This is a genomic window from Butyricicoccus sp. AF35-5AC, from assembly GCF_003477715.1.
GTDB classification, from domain to species: Bacteria; Bacillota; Clostridia; order Oscillospirales; family Butyricicoccaceae; genus Agathobaculum; species Agathobaculum butyriciproducens.
In genome coordinates this window covers 140,780-165,502 of record NZ_QUDX01000002.1, presented here as the reverse complement: position 1 = coordinate 165,502, position 24,723 = coordinate 140,780, and the positions used below count along the sequence as shown (strand labels likewise).

24 protein-coding genes are annotated in these 24,723 nt (G+C 53.6%); 10 read left to right on the top strand and 14 right to left on the bottom strand.

Annotated features, from left to right (window positions below; genetic code table 11):
• Positions 1–74: 74 nt before the first annotated feature.
• From DWZ82_RS04245 to DWZ82_RS04235, 3 genes are read right to left on the bottom strand one after another with little or no spacing between them, the layout of a single operon-like run.
• Positions 75–374 (bottom strand): PTS sugar transporter subunit IIB, encoded by a 300-nt coding sequence (locus tag DWZ82_RS04245; RefSeq protein ID WP_199667385.1) that lies wholly within the window; start codon positions 372–374, stop codon positions 75–77.
• 57 nt (positions 375–431) lie between these two features.
• Positions 432–890 carry a PTS sugar transporter subunit IIA gene (locus DWZ82_RS04240; RefSeq protein WP_118479014.1) on the bottom strand — a complete coding sequence of 153 codons (459 nt, stop codon included), beginning with the start codon at positions 888–890 and terminating at the stop codon, positions 432–434.
• A 31-nt stretch (positions 891–921) separates the two neighbouring features.
• Positions 922–1,182, bottom strand: coding sequence for an HPr family phosphocarrier protein (locus DWZ82_RS04235; protein ID WP_118479012.1), 261 nt, complete (start codon positions 1,180–1,182; stop codon positions 922–924).
• A 179-nt stretch (positions 1,183–1,361) separates the two neighbouring features.
• On the opposite strand from DWZ82_RS04235, the gene DWZ82_RS04230 reads away from it, so the two are divergent.
• Entirely contained in the window at positions 1,362–2,327 is a 966-nt protein-coding gene (locus tag DWZ82_RS04230) for a sugar-binding transcriptional regulator (protein ID WP_118479010.1), read from the top strand.
• Between the two features lie 106 nt (positions 2,328–2,433).
• Here the strand turns inward: DWZ82_RS04230 and DWZ82_RS04225 are convergent, their stop codons facing one another.
• The gene (locus tag DWZ82_RS04225; protein ID WP_118479008.1) at positions 2,434–3,480 is read right to left on the bottom strand and encodes a zinc-binding dehydrogenase; all 1,047 of its coding nucleotides are present in this window, start codon (positions 3,478–3,480) and stop codon (positions 2,434–2,436) included.
• A 308-nt stretch (positions 3,481–3,788) separates the two neighbouring features.
• Here DWZ82_RS04225 and DWZ82_RS04220 point away from each other — a divergent pair, with 308 nt between their 5' ends.
• The 4 genes from DWZ82_RS04220 to DWZ82_RS04205 are packed head-to-tail and all read left to right on the top strand — an operon-like array spanning position 3,789 to position 7,061.
• A complete protein-coding gene (locus tag DWZ82_RS04220) occupies positions 3,789–4,691 on the top strand; it encodes a 1-deoxy-D-xylulose-5-phosphate synthase N-terminal domain-containing protein (protein ID WP_118479006.1) in 903 nt (300 codons plus the stop codon).
• Between the two features lie 17 nt (positions 4,692–4,708).
• Positions 4,709–5,695, top strand: a complete 987-nt coding sequence (locus DWZ82_RS04215; RefSeq protein ID WP_118479004.1) for a transketolase family protein — start codon at positions 4,709–4,711, stop codon at positions 5,693–5,695.
• On the top strand, positions 5,696–6,427 hold the full coding sequence (locus DWZ82_RS04210; RefSeq protein ID WP_118479002.1) for an HAD family hydrolase: 732 nt from the start codon (positions 5,696–5,698) through the stop codon (positions 6,425–6,427).
• Positions 6,369–7,061, top strand: coding sequence for a class II aldolase/adducin family protein (locus DWZ82_RS04205; RefSeq protein WP_110436230.1), 693 nt, complete (start codon positions 6,369–6,371; stop codon positions 7,059–7,061). Before DWZ82_RS04210 ends, DWZ82_RS04205 begins: the two co-directional genes overlap by 59 nt.
• Positions 7,062–7,197: 136 nt before the next feature.
• On the opposite strand, the gene DWZ82_RS04200 is transcribed toward DWZ82_RS04205, so the two are convergent.
• Genes DWZ82_RS04200 through DWZ82_RS04190 form a run of 3 tightly spaced genes read right to left on the bottom strand, consistent with a single transcriptional unit; the run spans position 7,198 to position 10,797 of the window.
• Positions 7,198–8,610, bottom strand: coding sequence for a YARHG domain-containing protein (locus DWZ82_RS04200; RefSeq protein WP_118479000.1), 1,413 nt, complete (start codon positions 8,608–8,610; stop codon positions 7,198–7,200).
• An 18-nt stretch (positions 8,611–8,628) separates the two neighbouring features.
• Positions 8,629–9,951 carry a hypothetical protein gene (locus DWZ82_RS04195; RefSeq protein ID WP_118478998.1) on the bottom strand — a complete coding sequence of 441 codons (1,323 nt, stop codon included), beginning with the start codon at positions 9,949–9,951 and terminating at the stop codon, positions 8,629–8,631.
• A gap of 21 nt (positions 9,952–9,972) precedes the next feature.
• Positions 9,973–10,797 carry a hypothetical protein gene (locus DWZ82_RS04190; RefSeq protein WP_118753419.1) on the bottom strand — a complete coding sequence of 275 codons (825 nt, stop codon included), beginning with the start codon at positions 10,795–10,797 and terminating at the stop codon, positions 9,973–9,975.
• A gap of 145 nt (positions 10,798–10,942) precedes the next feature.
• Between DWZ82_RS04190 and DWZ82_RS04185 the strand changes: the two genes are divergently transcribed.
• The gene (locus tag DWZ82_RS04185) at positions 10,943–11,284 is read left to right on the top strand and encodes a helix-turn-helix domain-containing protein (protein ID WP_118478994.1); all 342 of its coding nucleotides are present in this window, start codon (positions 10,943–10,945) and stop codon (positions 11,282–11,284) included.
• Between the two features lie 143 nt (positions 11,285–11,427).
• On the opposite strand, the gene DWZ82_RS04180 is transcribed toward DWZ82_RS04185, so the two are convergent.
• From DWZ82_RS04180 to DWZ82_RS04160, 5 genes are all read right to left on the bottom strand, one after another.
• Positions 11,428–11,610: a helix-turn-helix domain-containing protein gene (locus DWZ82_RS04180; RefSeq protein ID WP_119194729.1), complete on the bottom strand. Its 183-nt coding sequence runs from the start codon at positions 11,608–11,610 to the stop codon at positions 11,428–11,430.
• Between the two features lie 173 nt (positions 11,611–11,783).
• The gene (locus DWZ82_RS04175) at positions 11,784–12,722 is read right to left on the bottom strand and encodes a class II glutamine amidotransferase (RefSeq protein ID WP_118478990.1); all 939 of its coding nucleotides are present in this window, start codon (positions 12,720–12,722) and stop codon (positions 11,784–11,786) included.
• A gap of 1 nt (position 12,723) precedes the next feature.
• Positions 12,724–13,818 (bottom strand): amidoligase family protein, encoded by a 1,095-nt coding sequence (locus tag DWZ82_RS04170; RefSeq protein ID WP_118478988.1) that lies wholly within the window; start codon positions 13,816–13,818, stop codon positions 12,724–12,726.
• 30 nt (positions 13,819–13,848) lie between these two features.
• Complete coding sequence (locus tag DWZ82_RS04165) at positions 13,849–14,136, bottom strand: DUF960 family protein (RefSeq protein ID WP_158575078.1); 288 nt, start codon at positions 14,134–14,136, stop codon at positions 13,849–13,851.
• Positions 14,137–14,470: 334 nt separating this feature from the next.
• Complete coding sequence (locus DWZ82_RS04160; RefSeq protein ID WP_158575077.1) at positions 14,471–15,325, bottom strand: helix-turn-helix domain-containing protein; 855 nt, start codon at positions 15,323–15,325, stop codon at positions 14,471–14,473.
• Between the two features lie 224 nt (positions 15,326–15,549).
• On the opposite strand from DWZ82_RS04160, the gene DWZ82_RS04155 reads away from it, so the two are divergent.
• From DWZ82_RS04155 to DWZ82_RS04140, 4 genes are all read left to right on the top strand, one after another.
• Entirely contained in the window at positions 15,550–16,482 is a 933-nt protein-coding gene (locus tag DWZ82_RS04155) for a sugar phosphate isomerase/epimerase family protein (protein ID WP_118478982.1), read from the top strand.
• A 111-nt stretch (positions 16,483–16,593) separates the two neighbouring features.
• The gene (locus tag DWZ82_RS04150; RefSeq protein WP_118478980.1) at positions 16,594–17,772 is read left to right on the top strand and encodes a Gfo/Idh/MocA family protein; all 1,179 of its coding nucleotides are present in this window, start codon (positions 16,594–16,596) and stop codon (positions 17,770–17,772) included.
• Positions 17,773–17,868: 96 nt separating this feature from the next.
• Positions 17,869–18,882, top strand: coding sequence for a sugar ABC transporter substrate-binding protein (locus DWZ82_RS04145; RefSeq protein WP_118478978.1), 1,014 nt, complete (start codon positions 17,869–17,871; stop codon positions 18,880–18,882).
• Between the two features lie 115 nt (positions 18,883–18,997).
• Positions 18,998–20,629, top strand: a complete 1,632-nt coding sequence (locus tag DWZ82_RS04140) for a solute:sodium symporter family transporter (RefSeq protein WP_118478976.1) — start codon at positions 18,998–19,000, stop codon at positions 20,627–20,629.
• A gap of 106 nt (positions 20,630–20,735) precedes the next feature.
• Here DWZ82_RS04140 and DWZ82_RS04135 read toward each other — a convergent pair whose 3' ends face one another.
• On the bottom strand, positions 20,736–24,353 hold the full coding sequence (locus DWZ82_RS04135) for an MBL fold metallo-hydrolase (protein WP_270477074.1): 3,618 nt from the start codon (positions 24,351–24,353) through the stop codon (positions 20,736–20,738).
• A 27-nt stretch (positions 24,354–24,380) separates the two neighbouring features.
• Entirely contained in the window at positions 24,381–24,614 is a 234-nt protein-coding gene (locus DWZ82_RS04130; protein WP_158575076.1) for an S-layer homology domain-containing protein, read from the bottom strand.
• Between the last annotated feature and the right edge of the window lie 109 nt (positions 24,615–24,723).

Genomic DNA, 24,723 nt, shown 5'->3' with positions numbered 1-24,723 from the left:
GAACCACCTTTCTTTTTTACCCTTTTGCCTTTACTCTTTGCTATGGATGACTATGAGAAAATGCGCCTTACCCTTTACGCATTTGCCTCCAGGATCTTCAGGCAGTCATCGACTACCTTGTCCTCGGACAGACCGGTCAGCATGCCGACTGCCTTTACCTTCGGGATGCCGAAGTCCTCGTAAACCGGGCTTACACATGCAATCAGATCAAACTTCTTGCCGGTGATCTCGGTCGAAATGCTGTTCGGACTTGCTTCCACCATGGCAGCGTCCCAACCCTTTTCCTTCAGGCGCTCTTTGAGCTTGCCTGCTACCATTGCGGAACTTACGGTACCCGAACCGCATACACACAGAATGTTACAAGTTTTCATCATTTGACCCTCCAATAAATTAGATTTAACCGTGTTTTGAACAGAACCGCAGTCCTGTAATCAACCAATGTACTTCTGAGCCGCCTCGAACAGCTCGTCTTCATTTTTTGCTGCGCGGAATGCAGCAACGACCTCCGGCTGCTGGAATACGCCGAGCACCTTCTGCAGCAGCTCGACCTGCTCATCCGGATTCTTGATGGCCATCATGAACAGCATTTCCGCCTGCACCTTGGTATCCGGATCGCCCATATGTTCAAACTCGACCGGGTGCTTAAGCTGTGCGATGCACACGCCCGGGCGGTTAACATGCTGCGGATCGGTGTGCGGCATAGCTACCGCGATATCCGCCAGCTGCAGACCGGTCGCGTAATTCTTCTCACGCGCAACAACTGCATCAATATAGGTGTCCTTTACGAAGCCTTCATCGTAAAAACGCTGACCGACCTTGCGGATTGCCTCCTCGGCGTTTGCCGCTTCCACATCCCGCAGGATCAGATTGCGAAAGGTTGCCTGTTCCATCTTTGCTCTCCTTTTCTCTTAGCTGCTGTTCTTAGTCGGTCAAGCCTTCCAGAAACTCCATAATCTTTGCACCGGATTCCTGCTCGCTGGCACCTTCTACCTCGATCTTGATCGCTGAACCTTTTTTCAGACCTGCGGTCAAAATTCCAATTACATTTTTGGGGTTAATCGTGCCTTTTTCGCAGATCAGACGAATATCATCCGGAATATCCTTGCACAGCTTGGCCAGCTGGCTGGCCGGACGTGCGTGCAGACCGGTTGGATTTTTTACAACAAATTCACTGGTGAACATGGATGTTCCTCCTATTCCTACTATTCCTATGGAATATTATCGCAATTCCTATGGGCAATATCATATTGGATTTTTCGCTTTTTGTCAATACGTTTATTGACATTCTATACGAAAAACGCTATACTTTGTGTTGTGAACAAATGTTCATCTAACTTTTCAAATTTTTAAGGAGGCCTATTATGAGCAGCCGTACCGATTTGCTCGTACGAATCTCCGAGCTTTATTATCAGCAGAATCTCAGCCAGCAGGATATCAGCAAAATCACCGGCATTTCCCGTCCCACCATCTCCCGCCTTCTCGATGAAGCGAAGGAGACCGGTGTGGTTGAAATCATCGTTCATAGTCCGATCAACAAAAATCCGCAGCTTTCGCACCTTGTTCGTACGACCTTCGGTTTACGCGATGCGGTCATCGTTGCCGGAGATTATGAATTCGACCAGTCCCTGACACGCTGTGCACACTGTGCAGTAGATTTTCTTTCGACCGTACTGGAAAACAACATGTCTATCGGCATTTCGTGGGGACGTGCACTGGAAGCACTGTGCGATGTCCTCGAACCGACCGATTATTCCGACTACTATAATGTAACTGTTGTGCAGATGGTCGGCTGCCTCGGCACCGGCAATCCGCGTGTGGATGGCCTCGAGCTTGCGCTCCGGCTTTCCAAAAAGGTGCACGGCACCTATTCCAACATCTATGCACCGGTCTATGTGGACAGCGAGTTGGTTTACTCCTATCTCACCGCCGAGCCGCAGATTGAAGCAACACTCAAGAAGGCAGGTTCGGTAGATATCATCCTCACCGGCATCGGTTCGCTGAATGACGCCAACGGCTCACTTTATAAATCCGGCTGCTACAACGCTGAGGAACGCAAGGAGCTGATGCGCCGCGGTGCGGTTTCCAGTCTGCTCGGCCGCATGTTTGACATCAACGGCAACGAGGTTCAGCTGGACAGCCGCTACGTCATCTCCGCTCCGTTGGAGGCAATGCGCACTCCGGCGTGGTCGATCGGCATCAACGCCAGCGCCGAAAAGGCAGAGTGCACGCTTGCCGCCGTGCGCGGAAAGTACATCAACGTACTGGTCGCGGACGAGGCACTCGCCCGCCGCATGCTGGAAATGGAAGGCGTTGCCGTTCCCGAATAAGCACCCCTTTTTAGAATCAACCAATACCGCAACAGCGGTATTGGTTTTTTCTTTTCTCTCATTTCTTTATCATAATCAGTTCATTCTTTATCCGTCGTGGGATTGCTTATTGCAGACTGTCATCCAGCACGATAACACCCTTGGCGCCTTCGCCGCGAATCATCTTGTCAAAGCCGTCGCGCCATTTCTCCAGCGGATCGATCGAGGTGACGATCTTTTCCGGTACGACTGTGCCTGCCGCCAAAAGCTCCAGAGCCTTGACCCATGAGGACGGCTTCTGGCTGCGGGAGCCAACATAGTTGATCTCGTGATGCAGGATCAGGTCGGTCCAGATACTCTCATGCGATTGCGGGAACACGCCCATCTGTACAACTGTGCCCTTGCGGCGTACCAGCTCAAGCGCCTTGTTGGCTGCCGGAACCGCCCCCGAGCACTCAAAGCACTTGTCCGCGCCGACACCGTTCGTCATCTCCATCACGATATCCTTGATGTTCTCGGTCTGCTGATCAACACAGCGGTCCGCGCCTGCACTCTTTGCAATCTCAAAGCGTTCCGCATCGTGGCTCAGTCCGGCAACGATAACGGTCGCGCCCTGACTCTTTGCCACCTGCATAACCATCTGGCCGATTGCGCCAACACCGAATACCACGCAGATATCGCCAGGCTGTACATTGCCCTTCTCGATAGCAGCATGTACGCCGCACGCAAGCGGTTCAGTGAGCGCGGCACTCAGCAGCGATACGTTATCCGGCAGGACGTGAACGCTTTCCTCTCTGCTGACCAGATACTCAGCCATCGAGCCGTTAATCTGGGTGCCAATGCCCTGCCGGTTGCCGCACAGATTGTAATCCTTGGATTTGCACATCGGGCATACGCCGCAGGTCTTGAAGGTGGTCTCGCTGGTAACGCGATCTCCCACCTTAACATTCTTTACGTCCGGACCGATCTCGGTGACTACACCGGAGAACTCATGGCCGAGTACAACCGGCGGCTTAGTGCTCGCGTAGGTGCCCTTGAACGCATGAAGATCAGTGCCGCAGATACCGGAGTACGCGATCTTGATCTTTACCAGATCTCCGGTCGCTTGGGGTTCCGGAATATCTGTATACTGCATATGATCAAAACCGGTCTCCGTTTTCACAACAGCTTTCATAATTCATCTTCCTTTCATGGAACTCGCGGGAATGTTTGAAATTTTGTTCATTGTTGTGAACCGTTTTCTAAATTCCTTTTATCTCATTATAGGCAACATAAACAGTCTCGTCAAGCCATTTCCGCGCTTTAATCGTCATTTCTCACTATTTAACCAATTTCATCAACTCGTTTTTGGCACAAATGACAAGTTTTCTATCGTTGACATTTGTGCTTGTATATGAAATAATGTTTTTAAGAGATCGACACCACAACCCACAGCACCGACTGTTCGTATAGGTATTGGATTCAGAAAGGAGTCATGCTCTTATGAGTGAAAAAAATTATTCCACCGCCGATATTCAGGCGGTCGCTAACGGAATCCGCAAGCAGATTCTCGGCGTTGCACTGAAAACCGGCGGCTGCTATCTGGCACAGGCGTGCTCGTCGGCAGAAATCATTGCCTCCCTGTACACCCGTGTGATGAACCTCGGTCCGTCCGTCGGCAGCTGGGAGCCGATTCCGTTCCCCGGCGTTCCGGGGCCGGATAATATGGATTATCAGCGAGGCTCCTCTTACAACGGCGCTCCCGCACCGGATAAGGACCGTTTCTTCGTATCCTGCTGCCACTATGCTTCGGTTATCTACGCCGCACTGGCAGAGACCGGCCGCATCAGCCCGGACTGCATGGACAAATTCAATGTAGACGGCTGGAACATGGAAATGATCGGTGCGGAGCACTCTCCCGGATTTGAGAATACCGCAGGCTCGCTCGGCCAGACCATCTCGATCGCAGGCGGCACGGCTCATGCCCGCAAGCGCCGCGGCGACACCGGCAAGTGCTATGTTCTGCTCGGTGACGGTGAGCTGCAGGAAGGTCAGACCTGGGAGTGCATTCAGGCAGCCGGTTACTACAAGCTGGATAATTTCATCGTTGTAATCGATGCAAACGACCAGCAGGTTGAGGGCAAGATTGAGGATCAGATGACCGAGGAGCCGCTGATCGACCGCTTCACCTCGTTCGGCGCGGTCTGCGTTGAGGCAAACGGCCATGACATTGAGGACTTCTGCAAAGCATGTGAGACCCCGCATGAGGGCAAGCCGCTCGTTGTTATCGCACGCACGCACGGCTGGACCGGCGTTAAGCCGCTCGAAAAGCCGCGTTCGATGCATTTTATCCGCATCGGCGCTGACGAGCGTGATGAATTCCAGAAGATCTATGACGAGATGTGAGAAGGAAGGAGTTCAAAATGAAGATCGAAGTTAATACACATGAAAAAAATATGATTCGCTTCGCAGCCGAGCATCCGGAGGTTCTGGTTATGTCGGCCGACCTCGGCTCCTCCTGCGAAGTAAAAAAGTTCCGCCAGACCTACCCGGACCGCTATCTGACCATGGGTATCGCTGAGCAGAACATGTGCTCCTGGGCAGCCGGCATGTGCCGTGAAGGCTACCGTCCATTCCTGCACACCTTTGCGGTATTCCTGTATCGCCGCATCCTCGATCAGCTGGAAATGAGTGTTGCTTATCCGAATCTGCCGGTTGTATTCGTCGGCTTTGTGCCGGGCATTACCACGCCGGGCGGTGTTACCCACCAGTCCATCAACGACATCGGCGTACTGCGCACGGTGCCGAACATGGCCATCTTCGACATCGGTGATGCAACCGAAATCGAAGGCGTGCTCGATCTGGCATACAACTACAACGGTCCGGTTTACATCCGCATGCTTCGCAAGGAAGTTCCGCGCCTGTTCCCGGCAAACGAGCCGATGCAGTTCAACCGTGCCCGCGTGCTGAGTGAAGGCGATGACATCGTTCTGCTGTCCTCCTCCATCTGCACTGAGGAAGCAATGCGCGCTACCGCAGTTCTGAAGGAAAAGGGCGTTTCCGTACAGCATATGCACGTTTCCACCCTCAAGCCGTTCACCGACCCGACCATCGTTGAGGCCATCAATAAGAGCAAATACGGCGTTGTTACCATCGAAAACCATCTGGATATCGGCGGTCTCGGCTCCGCTGTTGCCGATGTTATCGCAGAGAACGGACTGGGCAAGCGTCTGGTCAAGATCGGTCTGCCGGGCTATCCGCACGGTGCGTCCAAGATGTATCTGATGAAGAAGTACGGCATTGATGCCATGCACCTCGTATCCGCTGTCGAGGACCTGACCGGCAAGAAGCTCGGCGTTGCAGAGTCCGATCTGGAAGCCGTTCGCTTTGTAGACTTCCTGGAGGTATAAATGGGCTTTCGCGCCTGCGTCTGGGATTTGGACGGCACGCTGCTCTATACCCTGCCGACAATTCACCATTACTGTAACCAGTCCCTTCGTCATTTCGGCTTTCACGGCATTACACTCGACGAGTGCCGTGACCTGTGCCGCCTTTCTATCGCGGAGTTTTACCATAAGCTGCTGAAGCTCGGCGGCTGCCCGCCTGATCGGGTTGCCGCACTTCAGCCCGCGATACGCGATTACGACTGCGCCGCATACCTCAGCGATTTCACCTATCTCACCCAGCCGTATGCAGGGGTGTGTGAAACGCTTGCAGAGCTGAACCGCCGCGGCATCAAGAACGCCGTTCTGACGAATAAACCCAACGCCGTTGCCTGTGCGCTCATCGACCGATTTTTCGGAGATGCGATGGAGCTGTGCGTCGGACAGACGCCGGAGACCATCTCTAAACCCGATCCGCACTCGATGGACCCTGTGCTCGAGCAGCTGGGCATACCGCGTGAGCAGATACTCTACATCGGTGACACCGATGTGGACATGCAGACCGCACGCAACACGCAAACGGCAGCCGCTGCTGCCGCATGGGGCTATCAGCCGCTCGAAATGCTGCTGCCCTACCATCCAGAATTCATCGTCCGCAGACCGGAACAGCTGCTCACGATTTTTTTAGGAGGAATTCACCATGTTTTCGGAAATGAAAAAAGAAATCATCGAAGCCGGTATCCTGCTCGACCGTTATGAGCTGGTATCGCTGACCTGCGGCAACCTGAGCGTGCGCATGCCGACCGGCGAGATTCTCGTTACGCCGTCCGGCATGATGTATGAGAAGATGGTCGAGGATGATATGATCGTCATGGATATCGACGGCAATGTCATCGAAGGCACCCGCAAGCCTTCGTCCGACACACCGGCTATCCTGCATATCTTCCGCGAGCGTCCGGACATCAACGCCGTTATCCACACCCACCAGCCGTACGCAACTGCGGTTTCGCTCATTCCGGGTCTGACCGAGTTCCGCGTATGCATTACCGCGCTGGCCAATGCCGCCGGCGGCAATGTGCCGATCACACCCTATTCGGCTGCCGGCTCGATTGATATGGGCATTGATACGGTTAAGTACGTCGGCAACGGTCATGCCGTTATCCTGTCTCAGCACGGCGTTATGACGGTCGGCAAGGATCTCAATCAGGCGCTTTACGCTGCGGTCTACCTCGAAGAAGCCGCAAAATGCTATCTGGCTGCCCGCGCGGCCTGCGTCAACGGCGAGATCAAGCAAATGAGTGACGCGCAGATTCAGCAGATGGTTGACGTATTCCAGTATTACGGTCAGGGCACTGCCAAGATTCCGGAGGATCTGGTAAAGCGCATCGACTGACCAATCTCACACAAACTACCAATTCACTTAGTTAAAAAATTTCCAAACCAAACCATATCACCAACACCCCTCTAATAAAATCAGGACAGAAGGTCTCTCGAGCCTTCCGTCCTGATTTTTTGATTTATTCTGTTAATTAATCGATCGGCGTAAATTCGCCTAACTGCTCGGTGCCGGTCACGATTGCCTTTCCGTTTTCGACCGTCACCACATAATTTTCCTCATAACTGTTATCCGAGTCGTCTATCTTCATCACATTGACATAATATCCGCCCGCCGGACGGCTTTCCACAAAATTGACGCGGCTGTTTGTCCAGCCGGTTGTCTGGCAGTAATTCAGCGCGGCCTGCGATGCCATATCCTCCGGCCGGATCTTCTCCTGCTGTCCGCCTGCACTCTTTTCGTAATTCAGAATGGTATCCACATTCGCTTTTTCCGTGGCATTCAGCATATTGTTGGAGTACGCACTGTCCGCATGATACCACTCCGCCGAGGCAAAGAAAATTTTCCATTCATCCGTGGTAAAAGTATAGCCGTGCCGCGCATAAATCTCGTTGCGCACAGCCGCAACCTCATTTTGCGTCAGCTTGGACAGATCATCCGTGGTAATGGTTTTCGTGTCCGTCGGCCACAGTTTATTGCTGCCAATTACGGTATCGGTCAGCGAAAGGTCGATAGACTTGGTCGCTGTGCCCTCGTACAGCATGTAGGTCGGCGCCGCCTGTTCCGCCGCTAGCTCCTGCTGAGTCTGCGCTGCCGCGTCACCGAACGTACAATGGAACGTAAACGGCGCAATGCTTTCGTCCCAATCATCCGACGAGCCAGTCAGCGTGATGTCAAAATCCGCCTTTTCCAGTGCCGGGAAGGTGATGATGCCGGTCGTGCTCGCGCCGACCATCAAATCCGACTGCAGCTCCGGATAATCAGCATAGGAGTTATACTCCCGCTCGAACTGCTTGCCGTTCTGCACGATTTTTGCGCTGGAATCGTAGATACTGAACGCCGCTGCACCGTTGTTCGTCACCGTAACCGCAACGCGTGTTTCCTTTTCCGCCAGCTCCACCGAGTCGACCGAAACCGTGTAGCCGCACTGTGTCTGCGCCGCTGTCTGCACCGTCGCGGTGTACAGCGTCGGCGCACAGGCCTCCTGATAAGTTACCACCTCTACCGAATCCGCAACGATCGCAGGCGCGGTGATTTTGCTGCCCAGTGCGTTTTCGCCCTCGTGTTTACCGGAAACACTGCCTAAAATATGCACATAATCATCATCCTGCAGCTTGAGCGAGGTGTCCTTGCAGGCTACGATCGTGTTGCGCTCTCCGTTCTCCGGGTCTCCCCACATCTGGAAATACACGCCGTCGTCATCGTACTCTGGCTCGTTGAACACACGGCCGTACAGCTCGAGCGTGCGGCCCTTGAACGAATCCGGATCGCTGTACATCTGCGTGATCTCGTCCTCGCTCATCGGCGAGGTGTCGGCCGGTGTGCTTGAGCCGCAGCCGGATAACAGCAGCAGCATGGCAAGCAAACCGCAAATTTTTTGTTTCATGATTCTCCCTGCTTTCTTTTACTTGTTTAATAATTCCTGCATGTGCTGGCTTGCCTCTGTGATCGACATGCCGGCCACCGAATACGTTTCGTAATCCCGTAGAATTTCATCCCGCACAGCACTGTCCATCACTCGGTAGCACTCGACCTCTTTCTCAAATCCGTCCGAAGTCGTCAGCGTGCGCGTTCCGCTCGGATACGCATACACCGTTGTTGCACCTGACTGGGAAAATGGTTTGGTGGTGATCAGAACATACTGTTCATCGCCCGGATAGGTGTTCATATCAATGTAGCCCTGTATCAACGATGAAATAAAGTCGTTCGTCACATTATTCGCCAGATACTCATATGTGCCCGTCATAGACTCCTGCGCCGCATCGATTGCCTCTCCCACAGCACTGATTACGCTATTTTTGCTGTTTGCGGCAGAACTTTTCAACTTGTACTGCAGATAAAACGCATGCTCTTCGGTTTTATCTGCGGCGCTCTTTGCACCGGACATACCGCCCGAATAGTCCGAACGGTATTTCTTGTCCAGTTCGTCCATCTTCTTCTGGTCGTCACAGATCTGATCCCACGCCGTGAGCACGTCCTTCATCTGCTCTGTCTCCGGAAACGTCTGCCTGTAGATTGTGAGATAACGGTCGAGCTGTGTGCGATCGTCCTGTTCGATCAAATCCGGTAGCATCTGCTGATAATAGGCGTACACCCAGTTCTCCTTCACGTGGGAGAGTTTTTTCGCTGCCTTCTCGATGTTATCCTTGCCCAGCGCTTTCTCTATTTTTTTGTTGGCGCGTTTCTGTTGGCGCGCCAGCTTCTTAGCAGCTTTCTCCTCCTGCCTTTGCTGCTTTTCTGCCTCCTTCTGCTGTTTCTCTGTCTCAGCCTTCGCCGCCTGAACTGCCTCTTCCTGCTTTTTCTGTTCGGAGGCCGCCTGCTGTTCCGCCTGAGAAGTTGTTTCTTGCTCTACGGTTTTGTTTTCTGTCGCTTCAGATGTTGTTTCGGTGGCCTGCGATTCACCCTGTTCTGTTGGTACTGCCTCTGCTGATGTGGTCGTGCTGCTCTCGGGCGCTGTGACAACAGCCCATATTACGAACGCAATGCAGAGTGCCGAAATAATAAGTTTTGTCCACAGCTTCAGCTTATATTTCGGATATTTGTGGTTAAAAATCAGCCGTGCAACTGCTAATCCAATGCCCACAGCCGTGCCGAATGGAGGCATGACGAACAAAAGTATGATACTGATTGGCCAGCGCAGAATCAGCGGCAGTTTTCGCTCAGCAGACGATTCTGCTGACACTACCGCTGGTTCTGCCGATTGTTCCTGTTTTTTCTTAAAAAACATACGGTTTCACCTGCTTTATATTCATTCTGCACTGGATACCGTTCCTCCGGACGAATCCGTCTCTCCGTAAACCGCAGAGAACAGACCTGCCGAAATCAGCGCCGGTGCCTCCTTGCCGTTGATCTGCACCGAATCTACCTGGAACGTATCCCCGTAGATGCCAAACACAATGCGAACCTGTACCTGCTCGCCGGAATACGTGCAGTTTCCCTGAAAATCGACTCGCTCCTGCGTACCTTCCTCGTACGCCTTCCATTTGGGCGAGCCAAAGAAATTATCGAACGCATCGCCTACCGTAACCGTTGTGCTATACTGCGACAGGTACGCATTACGCACCTTTGCCGTATCGTCCAGCGCCGGAGACAGCGCGGACAGCGTGCAGGCTGCCGCTGCAATGATCAGCACAGCGCTGATGATCAAGCCGTTGCGCCGTGCATGCCGCATGCGCTTGTACAGCTGATACGGATTGACCGGTGCCGCAGGCTCGAAAATCTTACGGACATACGCTGTCAGACACATCGCTTCCTCGGTCTGCCGCATGTTTCTGTTCAGTTTGCCGTTCGTTTCTGCCTGCACGGTCAGCAGTGTGTCCTCCATGTGAATAGTGTACGTGCCGTACCGACCCGCAATGGCAGGCTGTCCGTATTCGTCATAAAACAGATTGCGGTTATCCGGATACTGCAGTCCTTCCCGCAGTTTCTGGTAAATCGTTTCATAATCCATGAATTCCGGCAATATAAACTGACTTCCGCCTTTTCGATACTGTCCAATCACATGGAAAGCACGTCCCCAGAACATCCATACCAGATACACTACGACCGCAAGCACCATAATTGTTCCTATCATACTAATTTCCTCCGTCTCTTTTATTGTGCGCCTGTGAGTTACTTCCATTATACCCTATAAGTTTATATATTTCTACCCTAAAAGTTTATTCTTCATTGCAACTGTACGGGGTACACTAAATACAGAAACGAAACGGAGGGACAGCATGGACTGGGTAGCCATCGGCGGACGCATCCGCAAGCAACGCGAATATTTGGGACTGACACGCGAGCAGTTTGCCGAAAAACTGGATATTACGCCCAAGTTTTGTTCGGATATTGAGCTGGGGCTCAAGGGCATGTCCGTGCCGACGCTGTGCCGTATCGCGACCACGCTCAGCCTATCCACTGACTACATTCTGTTCGGAAAACAAGAAAAAAAGGATAAATCCTGGGTATTCAAGGCGCTTTCTCCGATGGTGGAGAGCGTAACGCCCAGTCAGCTCCCCTATCTGGAATCCGTGATGCAAACTGTCATCCGCGCGATGAATCATAAAGAAGAAAAATAGTTTTCACCCTCGTACTATGGACAAAAAAGAATTTCCCGTTTCAGCTGATTCAAATTCCGTAAAATTTCAAATCAGCCGAAACGAGAGCATTCTCAGCAGTTCCGTCCGTTTTACTCGGGCAGAACTGTTCATTTTCGCTACTTTCAGTATTCGTCACGCTCGATGAATTCGAGCATTGCCTTACGCTGAATACGCCAGCGATTCCCGACGCGGAACGCCGGGATTTCGTTTTCATGCAGAAGCCGCAGCATGGTGCCGCGGCTGACCTGCAAAATCTGCTGACACTCATACAGTGTCAAAACATCGGGATATTGGTCCAGATTCATGCTTATCAGCCTTTCTATGCAGTTTATTGTACTGTTTTGCACAGAAAAGGCTGATTTGTTATTTGGACACATCCTTGTCACGCAGCACATGGATTGCTGCCGCCACCGCCGCGACAATCTTAATGCCGAACAGCAATGTGTTTTTGATTACCTTCATTGGGTCACCACCTTTCTTAATATGCGTAAAGCAGCTCACCGGTCATTTCGTGGAGCAGGGTCGGATCGTAGAGCATTTCCTCAATCTCCTCCTCCGAGCAGCCGTAGTCGAGTAAAGCCTGTATCTCATCAGCCGAAACGCCAAATGCCTTGGCAACGCTGAACAGGTCATCGTAGTTTGCGGGCGTATCCTCGTAGTAGCTGCGATAGTACGGATACTTACGCCACCAACGCTCGAAAGTCGTGTGCGGTGTGAAACTTCCGGTCGTGAGTTGTCCCGCTCGGTCGATTTTCAAAATCTCGCCCTCCTTCGGTTCGAGAATATCGGTGGGCGCTTTTAATTTCAGCTTTTTGATTGCCTTGCACAGGATTTCCTGCGCGGAGGCATAGATAAGATAGCCATCGTAGAACATCACGCATAGCGGGTTATCACCGACAACAAACCAGATAGAGTTATCTTTGTCCAGAACGGTAAAGACGAAAGAACCCTCGACTTTTTCAGCCATATGCTGCAGGCAGTCAAAGTCGAGGGCCTTGTTTTTCTCTAAAAGCTGCACCGCAACGTAGCTGTCCGTTTCAACGCTCGTCAGCGGCAGGTTTTCCGCTATACGAAGTTCTTTGTCGTTCCAGAGTACACCGTTATGTGCAAGAGCAAATGAATTGCCGTCAACTTTACCGAGAAACGGATGATTGTTCTGGTTAAACTGCGCGTTGCCCTGTGTCGTCATACGGGTATGTCCCATCACGACATTTACACCGTGCGGAATATGAATCTTCATCTTCCGAGCGGGAATCGGACGCTTGTAAATCCGCAGACGGTCGTTGAAATTGTAGGCGATGCCCGTCGCGTCCGTGCCGCGCACTTGACACTCTCTGGCGAGCGTGTTCAAGATTTTGTTCTTCGTGTGGGTGCTCAGGCACTCCTTAAAGTCGATTAAACCGAATAAACTGCACATATTATTCCTCCTCTGCGCCAGCAGTAACGGGTTCATTGACATATAAACGGCGTTCCTTGAGATACTGGATAAGTTCCGGCTCGGTGATTTCGTCAAGAAAGTCAAACCAACTCATGTCCTGAACCTGACAGTCGGACATAGAAACAGCCACCTCGACGAGATGATTGACCATCTGCAGGGTGGATTTGAGAGTGTTCAGCTTGAGCGTACCGCGGAACATGCGAATTTCCACAGTATCCGAGTTGGTAAGGTTGACCGCTGTGTAACGTCCGGCACACGAATTCTTTGCGTGGCTCATTTGCTCGGATGGCGTAAGACGGATTCCATACCGTGCCGCCCAGCGATTCATCTGGGACTGGGTGCGGCGGCTGAAGCGAAGCAGTTCTGCCCAGAACTTTTCGACGAAGTAAAGCAGGCGTGCAATCGCAGCCTCTTGCTGTTCATAGGTGCAGCCGAACGCCAGACGGGAGATATGAACATGCAGGCCGCAGGTGCCGGCGGCATGGCTCAAATAGCCCATGCTCTGCGCTTGGCGAAGCACCTCTTCCCAAGGCATTTCGCTCAAATGGTATTCCAGCGTCATAGGGTGTGTGACAAGTTCCATACCATCATCAAGACTGCCGTCAGTCTTGATGTACAGGTTTTCGGCGCTAGCGTTAGCGATGTCGAGCAACTTTTGAGCGTTATTGTTTACCGTACCGCCGTTATCAATCTCCAGCTCAACGCCGAAGTGTCGCAGGCTCTTGCCGTGAAACACGAGATCGGGGGTGTAGTTGTATTCATGGATAATGTCGTTATGATCGTCCCAGCAGGAGGAGCAGTAGACGTTGTCATCGTTATCCCAATAGGCACGGTCGCGGTGAATAATGCGGTTGCAGTCTTCACAGCGGACGTAATACTCATCAAAGCAGTGGTCGCAGAATATGTGCGCATCGTCTTCGACGGCATTCTCCTCATAAACCCGCTCGGCACAGTGGTCGCAGATTACGGTCAAACGCTCCGCACAGTCCTCGCAGAGCCAATCTCCTTCCGCTTGATACATATCCTCAATCTGGTACTCTTCACCGCAGTTTGCACAAATCCTTGTTTCGTTCATTGTCTGTTCCTCCGTTTCATTTGGTGAATGTTAATACTCTTCAGCAAGCAGCATAGTGGAATGCGTTAAATCGTCGATGACGAACACCTTCGCGTTTACGGCATCGCCACACGGCACATCGAGTTCGTAATGGTACGGTGGCTGCTCCTGCTCGTGGACGATGTGCTGACCGGTCGGCGTTTTCATCAATGTAAACACTTGCAGATAATCTTTTTGTGCAGTCTGCATAGCAGCAATCATTTGCCACATGAGAACCATCAAAGCGTCTGGTATTTCGCTCTGCACGCCGCATGTGATATACTTTGGATTTTCAAACATAATTTCCTCCTCAAAACGTGAAAATCCCACTGAAAGCATTTGCTCTCAGTGAGATTTCTTCAGGATTTGTCCACAGCATTGTGGACAAATTGTGCGACTATTGACTTGTAGAGCATCTCTGCGGTACACCCGCTCACCGCAGCGGTCGCAGAGTGTGGTGTACTCCTCGACGCAGGCATAGCAAAGCGCATCCCCGCCGAGAAGGATACGCTGCATGCTCGGTTTGCTTTTTCCGCAGCAGGAGCAAATAAAGCACTTTCCCGCCACGATTCTCCCTCCTTTCCGTTATATATAGATAATATATCAACGAAAAGTCGGTTGTTGCGGTACTGCGCTACTGCAGTCTGCTGCCCTGCATATTCTCCAGATACTTCCTGCGATACCGAATCGGCGGCAGACCGACCAGCTTCGCAAAAATGGCGTTGAAGTGATTGACATTGGTATATCCGACAATAGCGGCAATCTGCGTTGCGCTGTAATCGGTCGAAATGAGCAGGTTCTGCGCCTCACCGACACGACAGCGTATCATATAATGGATGGGCGACATACCGGTGATCTCTTTAAATATATGCGCCAGATGATACGGCGACATGGACATCGCCTCTCCAATATCCTCGAGCGTCAGCTGCTCGGGAAAATGCGTGCCGATGTACTGCCGAATGCGGTTCGCCAGCACCAGATTATGCGGCTGATCGGCGGCGCGCGCATCCGGCGGCAGATTGGCCGACAGCAACACCAGCGCCGGCAGCAGCTGCGAGACGATTTCATCCGAGTAGGACGTTCTCCGTTCCGCATGCTCGTAAATCAATTCGCTGAGTGCTTGCATGTGGTCGATCTCGTCCATCGCCGGACGCACGAATCCGTTTTCTGCCCTGGTGAAATGCCCTTCCGGCAGTCCGCGCAGCTGCAGACCGGAAATGCCAAAGCAGAATGTGCCGATCTCGTGCTGTAGGGACGAGGTGACCTCATGCAGATCACCTTGATTATATAGTAAGATATCACCCGTGCGGATCGGATAGCTGTAGCCGCCTGCGATGTACTGACCCGCCCCCTGATAAACATACAGCATTTCCGTGAACCGCTCGTGCCGATGAATGGCGCGCGTGATAGCCGATGCCGCTACGATCTGCTTGGTGGCGTACAGCAGACTCGGCATCTGACCGGATACAAAACGTATTTCTTCCGCCATGCTCTTTCCCCCTGTGTAAATATGGGTATAGTATAGCGTATTTTTGCACAGACCGCAAGAATCCGTATAAACCAAATTGCTACCCCTGCTTTTTGTGCAATATTTCAATATTTTCCGCAAAACAAAACGCAAGAAGAAAGAAACACCATACCCGCCGGAATAGTATAATAAAATCATCAAAAAGAACAAAAACTTCACGGAAACAGCGAAAGGAGTTTTCAATTATGAGCATTCAAATCTGTGGCGCACCCTGTTGCTGGGGTGTGGACGACCCCAAGAATCCGTATTTACCGCCCTGGACGCGCGTACTGGAGGAAGCCGGTAAAGCCGGTTACAGCGCCATCGAGCTTGGCCCCTACGGCTACCTGCCCATCGATGCTGAGCTGGTCGCAAATGAGCTGAAAAAGAACGGTCTTGCCATCGTGGCAGGCACCATTTTCCACGATCTGCTCGATGCGGACAATCAGGAGAGCGTGCTGCACGCGGTTGACGACATCTGCCGCCTGATCACCGACCCCAAGCTGCCGGTACTCAAGACCCACGACGGCCAGAAGTTCCCCACGCCGTACATGACTGTTATGGACTGGGGACACGACGAGCGCGACTACGCCGCAGGCCATCCGGACACCGCACCGCGCCTGTCGGATGAGGAATGGGCGCAATTCATGGGCAACGTCCGCGCTGTATGTGAACGCGCAAACAAATGGGGCGTTCGTCCGGTTATCCATCCGCATGCAGGCGGCTACATCGAGTTTGCAGACGAGATTGCAAAGGTTGTCCGCGATATTCCGTACGAGGTTGCCGGTCTGTGTCTGGATACCGGTCACCTGTACTATTCGCACATGGACCCGGTGGAGTACCTCAAAAAGTACGCTGACAAGCTGGATTACGTCCACTTCAAGGACGTAAACGAAACCGTTTACCGTCAGGTGCTCGATGAGCGCATCCGCTTCTTCGACGGCTGCGGCAAGGGCGCGATGTGTCCCATCGGCACAGGTTCGCTCGACTATCCGGCCATCAAGCAGGCGCTTGCAGATATCGGTTATTCCGGTTACATCACCATTGAGCAGGAGCGCGATCCGCGCAACTCGGACACCAGCCTGCGCGATGTCAAGGCCAGTGTAGACTATCTGAAGTCGGTCGGCTACGAAATCTGATCACACCCGAGCGAGGAGCACGGCTCTTCTCTCCCGTGCTCCCGCTCCACTCTCTCAATAGTTCAAACACAATATTTTAATATTCATGTAGTTTTTAAGGAGGATTTCTTTATGTATTACGGTGAAAAACGAGTAGACAATCCCATTCGCTGGGGCATGGTAGGCGGCGGCCGCGGCAGCCAGATCGGCTACATCCATCGCTCGGCTGCACTGCGCGACTTCAACTTCGAACTGGTTGCCGGTGCGTTCGACATCGATCCCGAGCGCGGCAAGGACTTCGGCAAGCAGCTGCACGTTGACCCGGACCGCTGCTATCCGGACTACAAGACCATGTTCGCCAAGGAGGCCAAACGCCCGGACGGCGTGCAGGCCGTTTCCATCGCAACGCCGAACGGCATGCACTACGAGGTCTGCAAGGCTGCTCTCGAAGCCGGTCTGCACGTTGTCTGCGAGAAGCCGCTGTGCTTCACCTCTGAACAGGCAGACGAGCTGGTCAAGCTGGCAGAAGAAAAGCACCGCGTTGTCGGCGTGACCTACGGCTATTCCGGCCATCAGCTGATCCAGCAGGCGCGCCAGATGATCAAAAACGGCGATCTCGGTGAAATCCGCGTTATCAATATGAGTTTCGCGTTCGGCGGCTACAACTTCAAGATCGAGGACAAGGTGCCGTCCGCAAAGTGGCGCTTTGACCCGTCCAAGGCAGGTCCGTCGTTCGCACTCGGTGATGTCGGCACGCACCCGCTGTTCATCATCGAGGCGATGATCCCGGATATGAAAATCGACAACCTGATGTGCACCAAGCGTTCCTTCGTTGAGGGCCGCGAGCTGGAGGACAACGCCTTCGTTATCATGAACCTCAAGGGCAGCGAAAATGTGCAGGCTGGCGCGCAGGTATACTGCTGGGCAAGCTCGATCAACAGCGGCGCACGCCACTACCACAAGATCCGCGTGGTCGGCTCCAAGGCATCCCTCGAGTGGGATGACGAGCGCCCGAACCAGATGCTGTACGAGGTAGAAGGCGAGCCGTCCCGCGTGCTCGAGCGCGGCGCAGGCTACCTGACCGACGAGGCGCGTGTCGAGGATCGTATCGGCGGCGGCCATGCCGAGGGTCTGTTCGAGGCGTGGAGCAACCTGTATGCACGTTTCGCAGTCGCTATGGCTGACGCGGACAAGGGCGCTTACGGCGACTTCTGGTATCCGGATGTCAAGGCCGGCGCACAGGGTATCAAGTGGATTGAAAAGTGCGTAGAATCCGCAAATAACGGCTCTGCTTGGGTCGATTACGAATAAAACCAACGCTGTTTTCTCAGCACCTCTCTCTTCTCTCCGGCAACTCTCTCAAAAGTAAAGAAAAAAGATAAAGAACTGATTTTGGAGGAAAAGATTATGAAAAAGAGATTACTTGCTGTATTGATGTCCAGTGCAATGCTGATGAGCGCACTCGCAGGCTGCGGCGGCAGCACCGCAAAGACAAATAACGGCGGTGACACGGCCGACCAGACCACACAGCAGGATTACCATATCAAGGTCATTCTGAAAACGCTCGCATCCGAGTACTGGCAGTATGTCGGCAACGGCTGCAAGCAGGCCGGCAAGGATTTGGGCGTAACTGTTGATGTTCTGGGTGCAAGCTCGGAGACCGCATATGACGAGCAGCTTTCCATGATCGAAACCACGCTCAGCGCGAATGACTGTGATGCAATGGTGGTTGCGCCGCTTCAGGCGGAAACCGTTGTAACACAAATTGCAAATACCGACCTGCCAATCGTGGCGATTGATACCGCCATCGACTCGGACAAGGTGCTCAGCTTTGTCGGCTTCAACAATGAGGAGCTGGCCGCAATGGGCGGCAAGGCCGCTGTTGAGGCAGCAAAGGATAAGGGCTGGGATAAGATTACCGCCATCGGCATCATGGGTGTGCAGGGCGACTCCACCTCGGAGGCACGCATTGCAGGCTTTAAGCAGGGCATTACAGAAGCTGGCGGCGAGTATCTCTCTGCGGAAACGCAGTACGCAGACAGCGTAGCGGACAAGGCCGTTACCTGCATGGAGGCCATCATTCAGGCACATCCGGAGGGCGTATCCATCATCGTAGCGAACAACGATGATATGGCAGCCGGTGCCGCTCGTGCAGCAGCCGCATTTCCGGCGTACAAGAACACCATCTTTGTCGGCGTCGGCGGCAATCTGGCGGGCATTGATGCTATTCTTGCCGGTCAGGAGACCATGACCGTCGCCGTTGACGGCTACGATGTTGGTTATCTCGGCGTGCAGGCCGCAGTCGATGCGCTCAACGGCAAAAAGCTGGATGAGTTCATTGCAACTGATGCTACCGTTGTAACGGCTGACAACGCCGCAGAACGCCGCGCTGAGGTAGAAAAGCGCCTGGGAACCTCTTAATCAAACTCGCACCAACGAAATACCGCGGAAAACCGCCTCTTCAAAAGGGGGAGGCGGTTTTCCGCGCCCAAAAATCAGCCCACACAGTAAAAAAAACAAGGGGGAAAACAACAAAATGGCATTTACTGTCGCAACCTTTATCGCGTTCACCGTGCTTGTCGCGGTGCTCTCGTGGTGGAAAACACGCGATGACGACCTGTCCACCAAGGAAGGCTACTTCCTCGCAGGCCGCGGACTGCCCGGCATCGTTATCGCCGGTTCTCTGATGATGACCAACCTTTCCGCAGAACAGCTTGTCGGCACGAACGGACAGGCGTTTGCGGGCAACATGAGTACGATGGCTTGGGAGGCCACCTCGGCGTTCGCGCTGATCGTGCTGGCGTTCGTGTTCCTGCCCAAGCTGCTACGCGGCGGCATCGCCACCATCCCGGAGTTCTTCGAGATGCGCTACGATACCTTCACCATGCGCCTGTTCTCGCTGCTGTTTCTGATCGCGTATGTCGTTACTATGCTGCCGACCATCTTGTATTCGGGTGCGGTCGCACTGGTTAAGATTTTTGACCTCGAGAGTATGTTCGGCATCAGCTATTTCAGCGCCATCACCATTATCTGCATCGGCACCGGCATCATCGGTATGTGTTATGCGGTATTCGGCGGCCTGAAAGCCGTTGCCTACTCGGACACCATCAATGGCGTCGGTTTGATCATCGGCGGCTTCGCTATCCCGATCCTCGGCATTCTTGCCCTCGGTAAGCTGGACGGCGGCGGCTTCATGGCCGGTCTGGATCACCTCATCTCCGCAACGCCGGAAAAGATGAACGCATGGTCCGCGCCGAACGCACTTCCGCCGGAAGTACCGTGGCCGCTGCTGCTGACCGGTATGTTCGTCAACAACCTGTTCTACTGGGCGACCAACCAGTCCATCATCCAGCGTTCTCTGGGCGGCAAAAACCTCGCTGAGAGCCAGAAGGGCGCGATCTGGGCCGGCTTCTTCAAGTGCCTTGACGTATTTGTCATCGTTCTGCCGGGCATCATCGCGTTCCAGCTGCTGGCTGCAAACGGCCAGATGGACACCTCGGTCGGCATGGCGGCTGACCAGGCCTACCCGCTTCTCGTTATGGAAGTGCTGCCCAAGCCGCTGATGGGCTTCTTCGCAGCCGTTATGTTCGGCGCGATCCTGTCCTCGTTCAACTCGGTGCTGAATTCCGCATCCACTATCTTCACGCTGAACGTTTGGCAGCCCATCTGGGGCAAGCAGGCCTCCAACAACAAGGTTGTTAAGGTCGGCCAGATCTTCGGTACGATTGTCGGCGTGGTTTCCATCGCCATTGCACCGTTCGTTATGTTCTTCGGCACCGGCATTATGAACTTCATCAATGAGTGCTGGGGCTTCTTCTCCATGCCGCTGCTGACCGCGGTTCTGTTCGGTCTGCTGAGCAAAAAAGCGCCTGCTATCGCCCCGAAGATCGTTATTCCGGTCCACATCGTGCTGTACGGTCTGACCAAGGTCATCCCGTTCTTCAGCCAGTTCCACTATCTGTATGTTGTATTCGCACTGTTCGTTCTCGAGTGTATCATCTATGCAATCTGCATCAAGGTAAGTCCGCGTCAGCTGGCGTGGGAGATGCCGGATGCCAAGGTCATGGATATGACCCCGTGGAAGAACGGCAAGGTCTGGGCGATTGCCGGTGCGGCAGTCGTTGCGATCATGTATCTCATCTTTTCGCCTCTCGGCATCGGCGCATAACGTCCGACTCCCCGTGCGCTGCTGCCGTTAGACAGCGCCGCTGTGTCCCTCCACAGTGGTGCAAAAGGCTCCTGTGTCATAAGACACAGGAGCCTTTTGTTATTGCTCACACCAACTGTTCAAACCGATCAAAGAACCGAAACAGCGTATCGCCGCTCATGGCCAGCGCACGGACACATATGCCCTGCACCGCGCGGCTTGCACCGGACATGCCGCCCGAATAGTCCGAACGGTATTTCTTGTCCAGTTCGTCTACTGCGGTGTAATCCTCGCCTGCCAGAACGTTCGCCTTGCTGCCGTTCATGCAGATGAAGTGTCCGGTGCCGCCGTTTGCATAACGGTCGCCCGCGAAAGAAGCGCCGTCCGAGCCGCCGGTATTGCGTACCGAAACGCGCATCGCGGTTGCCGGACCGTAGTCCACGATGTTCTGTGCGGCGGTGATCAGCGTATCCAGATGACCGAGCAGATCGTGAATCTCGTAGTCATCATGGCCGCTCCAGACGACCAGTTTGTCGAGGTCGATCTCGCCCGCTTCCGCCAGTGCAGTTACCTTATCGCGGAAGATGCGCAGGCTGGAAAGCAGCACGCGAACGTCATTGTTGACCAGAGTCAGCGAATCTGCAACGCTGCGACGATTGCAGCCCAGCTGGTCAGACGAATAAAGAACGTTGTGTGCCTTGTCGAGCAGCATCATGCAGCCCGGCGTATGACCCGGAATGTCGTAGTTATCCAGCACAACGCCGCCGAGATCAAACTGATAGCCTTCGCTGATGCAGGTAAAGCCGCCTGCCGTTACGGTCTTGTCGTTCACATACTTCAGCGCCATCGGGATATCCTTTTCGTTGATGTAGACCTTGCGGCCTGCCTGAACGAAATCGCCCAGTTGTGTGGTATGATCCGGATGACCATGCGAAATGTAAACATCAATGTTATCCGTACCTGCCAGCTGCTTACAGTATTCATACAGGTTATTTGCACCTGCCGATGCCATGCCTGCGTCGATCAGCAGTGCGCCCTTGGAGCCCTTGATCAGATACATCTTATCGCTGTCGTAATCGATAACACTCCAGACCTTCATGCCGTCCATATCGTACATCAGACGGCTCTTGTGCTCCAGTTTGGACATACGATCGATCGTGTAGGTAAAGGTTACAACATCGCTATCCTCCATGCCTTCCTTAGAGGCATAGGCTTTCAGTTCTACCTTGGTCTGCTTTGCAGTACCGTCCCAGTTATCCGTATCTGCACCGATGGTGATCAGTTCTTTCACTTCTGCACCGCCGAAACCAGAATCAGCCTTGAACTTGGTCTGATCAAAAACCTTCGCCGTATCCGAAGTCTTGGGGTCAGAACCATCTACTGTGTACTTGATCTCAGCGCCATCGGTATCCGAAAACAAAGCCATATACTGCGTTACCGTAAAGTTGCCCGGCGTATCCGGATAGTACGGGTCGGTATAGCTGTCATAATCCGTGTAGGTGTACGGTGCTGCGACCTGATTGCTGTTCTTCTTGCTGACGTTCAGTGTATAGGTCTTGCTGTCCGAACCGTTCTTCGCCGTTACCTTGATAACGAAGCGCGTAGTACCGCCGGTGAGTGTGCCCTGATAAGCCTTGCCGGACTCTACTGCATTGCCGTTCACGGTAATCTTCGCACCGGAGGAAGCTGCGGTCGGAACGATCTCGATCGAGGTCGTATTCTCGTCCACCTCAGCGACAAAGCTGGTCGTGGTCTTGCAGGTCGGCTTGGTGCCGTCCGTCGGGTACTGCCAGTTTACATTGATGCCGAAATTCGGGTCGTTCCACAGCAGATTGCCCTTCTCGCCCTGCTTGTGTACGGACAGATTGGACAGGTCTGCAATCTTATCTTCGTTGCCGTTGCGATAGCCGTCGGACAGGTAATTCTGCAGGTTGACATTGATGCCGACCCAGTTGATGTCCTTCAGGCGGTCGCCGACGACCACGGTCTTGGTGTTCTCGAGGTAGCCGTTAATGCTGTCCAGCGTGCGCAGAGTAGGCGTCATAGCATCTGTGCCCTCATCAACAACCTTCTGTACAGCCGTCTGCAGGATATCCAGATAGCTTGCCGTACCGTCCAGTACAACATCGTTATGACCGGTGAGAATGCGCTTTACCGTGCCGAGGCTGTCAACGCGCTCCAGTGCGATCTGAAGCGAGGACAGGTAAACGTCCATCGAGTCTGCGAAGAACGTCGAAGACAGGTTTGCGAACTGCATCCAGAACGAATCCATGATGTGTGCACGGTTGTTGCCGATCTGGTCGGTCGTGAACAGGTTGCCGGTCGCGGTATCAAACAGCATGATGCCTGCTACCTGATGGCCCGGCAGCTCGATCACGTTAAACTTGGTGCCGCCCATGTCGTAAACGTCACCGTTTTTCAGGGTTTCCAGCTGTGCGTCGTAAGCTTCGCTTGCTGCAGCCTCATCCGCAAACATTTTCGACGATATGCCGAACCGCTTGACATAATCACGCAGAACCTCGATACCACGCTCATTGACATAAACCTTAGCGCCCAGCGCCTTGTTTTCTGCGCACAGGAACTGGTGCGTCATCTGCACGTGGTCGGGATGCGGGTGACCGATAATCAGGTCGATCGGCTTGCCTTCGCCGACGATCTTTCGTGCGGTCTCGTACAGGTTTGCCGCGTCATCTGCGTCAAAGTAGCCGGCATCCAGAACCATTGCGCGGTCGGTGCCCTGCACCAGATACATCTTATCGCTGTCGTAATCCTGAATGAGCGTTACGTCCGGAACCTCGTTGCCGTTCCAGTCCTTGGGTGCGCCTACCTTCAGCTCGTGGTGCGGAATGCTGGTAACATCATAATTCCAGTTTGCAACACTGCTGGTCCTGCCGTTCTGCACCGCGATCGCCTTGACGTTATAGGTCTTGGTGACCGGACCATCCGCACTTGCGGTCGGCTGGGTGATCTCGATCTGACGATACTGGTAGGTTTCAAACTTTTTGCTTGCCGTGGTCGGAACGGCTGCCTTGTCCGCGCCTTCCGCGATCTCGTAGTAAATGTCTGCACCGTCCTGTGCGGTCAGCGTGACAAAATAGGTCATGTCATAGTTGAATACGCCCAGACTCTTGGAGGTCTCCTGCCCCTTGGGGCGCGGGTACGCGCTCGGTGCTGCCGGTGCAGACGAGCCACCGCCCGAAGAACCGCCGGAGGAGCCGCCCGTGCTGCCGGTCGTCAGAGTAGAGTTATGGATCTTGACCACCTTGCCGGTGATTTCGCAGCCGGTCGCCTTGACTTCGCCGGCCTTGCCGCCGAGAATGACCGTGCCGCTCAGCTTCGCCTTGTTCATCGTCACGCCGGAGGCCTTGACGATGACAATGCCGGTGCCCTTTGGCGTTACCGTGCCGGACTCGGTGATATAATCCGAAATCATGTTGTCGAGCAACTTGACTACTTCTGCGCGGGTGATGTTCGCCTGCGGCTCAAAGCGGTTGCCGCTGCGGCCTGCGATGTAGCCGTTCTCCGCAAACGCTGCCACGTTTGCCATCGCCCACGAGGAAATGCGGCTGTTGTCCGCAAAATTCGTCGAGCTGCCGCCTGCTGTTACCGACAGCGCGCGTGCCAGCATGCTGACCGCCTCTTCGCGGGTGATCTTGTCCTTCGGGCGGACATTTTTGCCGTCGCCCTGCATCACGCCTGCCTGCGCCACACGCAGAATCGGGTCCGTGTAGTACGCCGTACCCAGATCAGCGAAAGTGTTCTCCGCCTTGGTCTAGTAGTCCATCACGCGGTCTATTATGACCGCCATATCCGCTCTTGTTATCGGGCTGTTCGGCTCAAAATCGCCGTCGTGGCTCTGCATGACACCGCGGTCGCTCCAGCGGTTGATCTCGTCTTCCGCCCAGTGTCCGCGGGTGTCCGCAAATGATACGGCAAAAGCTGACGGCAGCATCGTCAGCAGCATTGCCACAGTGATAAACCATGCACATATCCGTTTGCGTTTCATTTTCATTCTCCCTTCTTTACTCGTGTCGGCCGAATTTCATCGGTTTCCCTACTGGCATTATTGTACCGTGTTCGTACCAAAGCGAAAATGAAGAAAAGCCAGAATTGTT

Bases quoted from the DNA above. Each gene is read 5' to 3' on its own strand.
- DWZ82_RS04245 (WP_199667385.1), bottom strand. From the start codon at position 374: ATGATGAAAACTTGTAACATTCTGTGTGTATGCGGTTCGGGTACCGTA.
- DWZ82_RS04240 (WP_118479014.1), bottom strand. From the start codon at position 890: ATGGAACAGGCAACCTTTCGCAATCTGATCCTGCGGGATGTGGAAGCG.
- DWZ82_RS04235 (WP_118479012.1), bottom strand. From the start codon at position 1,182: ATGTTCACCAGTGAATTTGTTGTAAAAAATCCAACCGGTCTGCACGCA.
- DWZ82_RS04230 (WP_118479010.1), top strand. From the start codon at position 1,362: ATGAGCAGCCGTACCGATTTGCTCGTACGAATCTCCGAGCTTTATTAT.
- DWZ82_RS04225 (WP_118479008.1), bottom strand. From the start codon at position 3,480: ATGAAAGCTGTTGTGAAAACGGAGACCGGTTTTGATCATATGCAGTAT.
- DWZ82_RS04220 (WP_118479006.1), top strand. From the start codon at position 3,789: ATGAGTGAAAAAAATTATTCCACCGCCGATATTCAGGCGGTCGCTAAC.
- DWZ82_RS04215 (WP_118479004.1), top strand. From the start codon at position 4,709: ATGAAGATCGAAGTTAATACACATGAAAAAAATATGATTCGCTTCGCA.
- DWZ82_RS04210 (WP_118479002.1), top strand. From the start codon at position 5,696: ATGGGCTTTCGCGCCTGCGTCTGGGATTTGGACGGCACGCTGCTCTAT.
- DWZ82_RS04205 (WP_110436230.1), top strand. From the start codon at position 6,369: ATGTTTTCGGAAATGAAAAAAGAAATCATCGAAGCCGGTATCCTGCTC.
- DWZ82_RS04200 (WP_118479000.1), bottom strand. From the start codon at position 8,610: ATGAAACAAAAAATTTGCGGTTTGCTTGCCATGCTGCTGCTGTTATCC.
- DWZ82_RS04195 (WP_118478998.1), bottom strand. From the start codon at position 9,951: ATGTTTTTTAAGAAAAAACAGGAACAATCGGCAGAACCAGCGGTAGTG.
- DWZ82_RS04190 (WP_118753419.1), bottom strand. From the start codon at position 10,797: ATGATAGGAACAATTATGGTGCTTGCGGTCGTAGTGTATCTGGTATGG.
- DWZ82_RS04185 (WP_118478994.1), top strand. From the start codon at position 10,943: ATGGACTGGGTAGCCATCGGCGGACGCATCCGCAAGCAACGCGAATAT.
- DWZ82_RS04180 (WP_119194729.1), bottom strand. From the start codon at position 11,610: ATGAATCTGGACCAATATCCCGATGTTTTGACACTGTATGAGTGTCAG.
- DWZ82_RS04175 (WP_118478990.1), bottom strand. From the start codon at position 12,722: ATGTGCAGTTTATTCGGTTTAATCGACTTTAAGGAGTGCCTGAGCACC.
- DWZ82_RS04170 (WP_118478988.1), bottom strand. From the start codon at position 13,818: ATGAACGAAACAAGGATTTGTGCAAACTGCGGTGAAGAGTACCAGATT.
- DWZ82_RS04165 (WP_158575078.1), bottom strand. From the start codon at position 14,136: ATGTTTGAAAATCCAAAGTATATCACATGCGGCGTGCAGAGCGAAATA.
- DWZ82_RS04160 (WP_158575077.1), bottom strand. From the start codon at position 15,325: ATGGCGGAAGAAATACGTTTTGTATCCGGTCAGATGCCGAGTCTGCTG.
- DWZ82_RS04155 (WP_118478982.1), top strand. From the start codon at position 15,550: ATGAGCATTCAAATCTGTGGCGCACCCTGTTGCTGGGGTGTGGACGAC.
- DWZ82_RS04150 (WP_118478980.1), top strand. From the start codon at position 16,594: ATGTATTACGGTGAAAAACGAGTAGACAATCCCATTCGCTGGGGCATG.
- DWZ82_RS04145 (WP_118478978.1), top strand. From the start codon at position 17,869: ATGAAAAAGAGATTACTTGCTGTATTGATGTCCAGTGCAATGCTGATG.
- DWZ82_RS04140 (WP_118478976.1), top strand. From the start codon at position 18,998: ATGGCATTTACTGTCGCAACCTTTATCGCGTTCACCGTGCTTGTCGCG.
- DWZ82_RS04130 (WP_158575076.1), bottom strand. From the start codon at position 24,614: ATGAAACGCAAACGGATATGTGCATGGTTTATCACTGTGGCAATGCTG.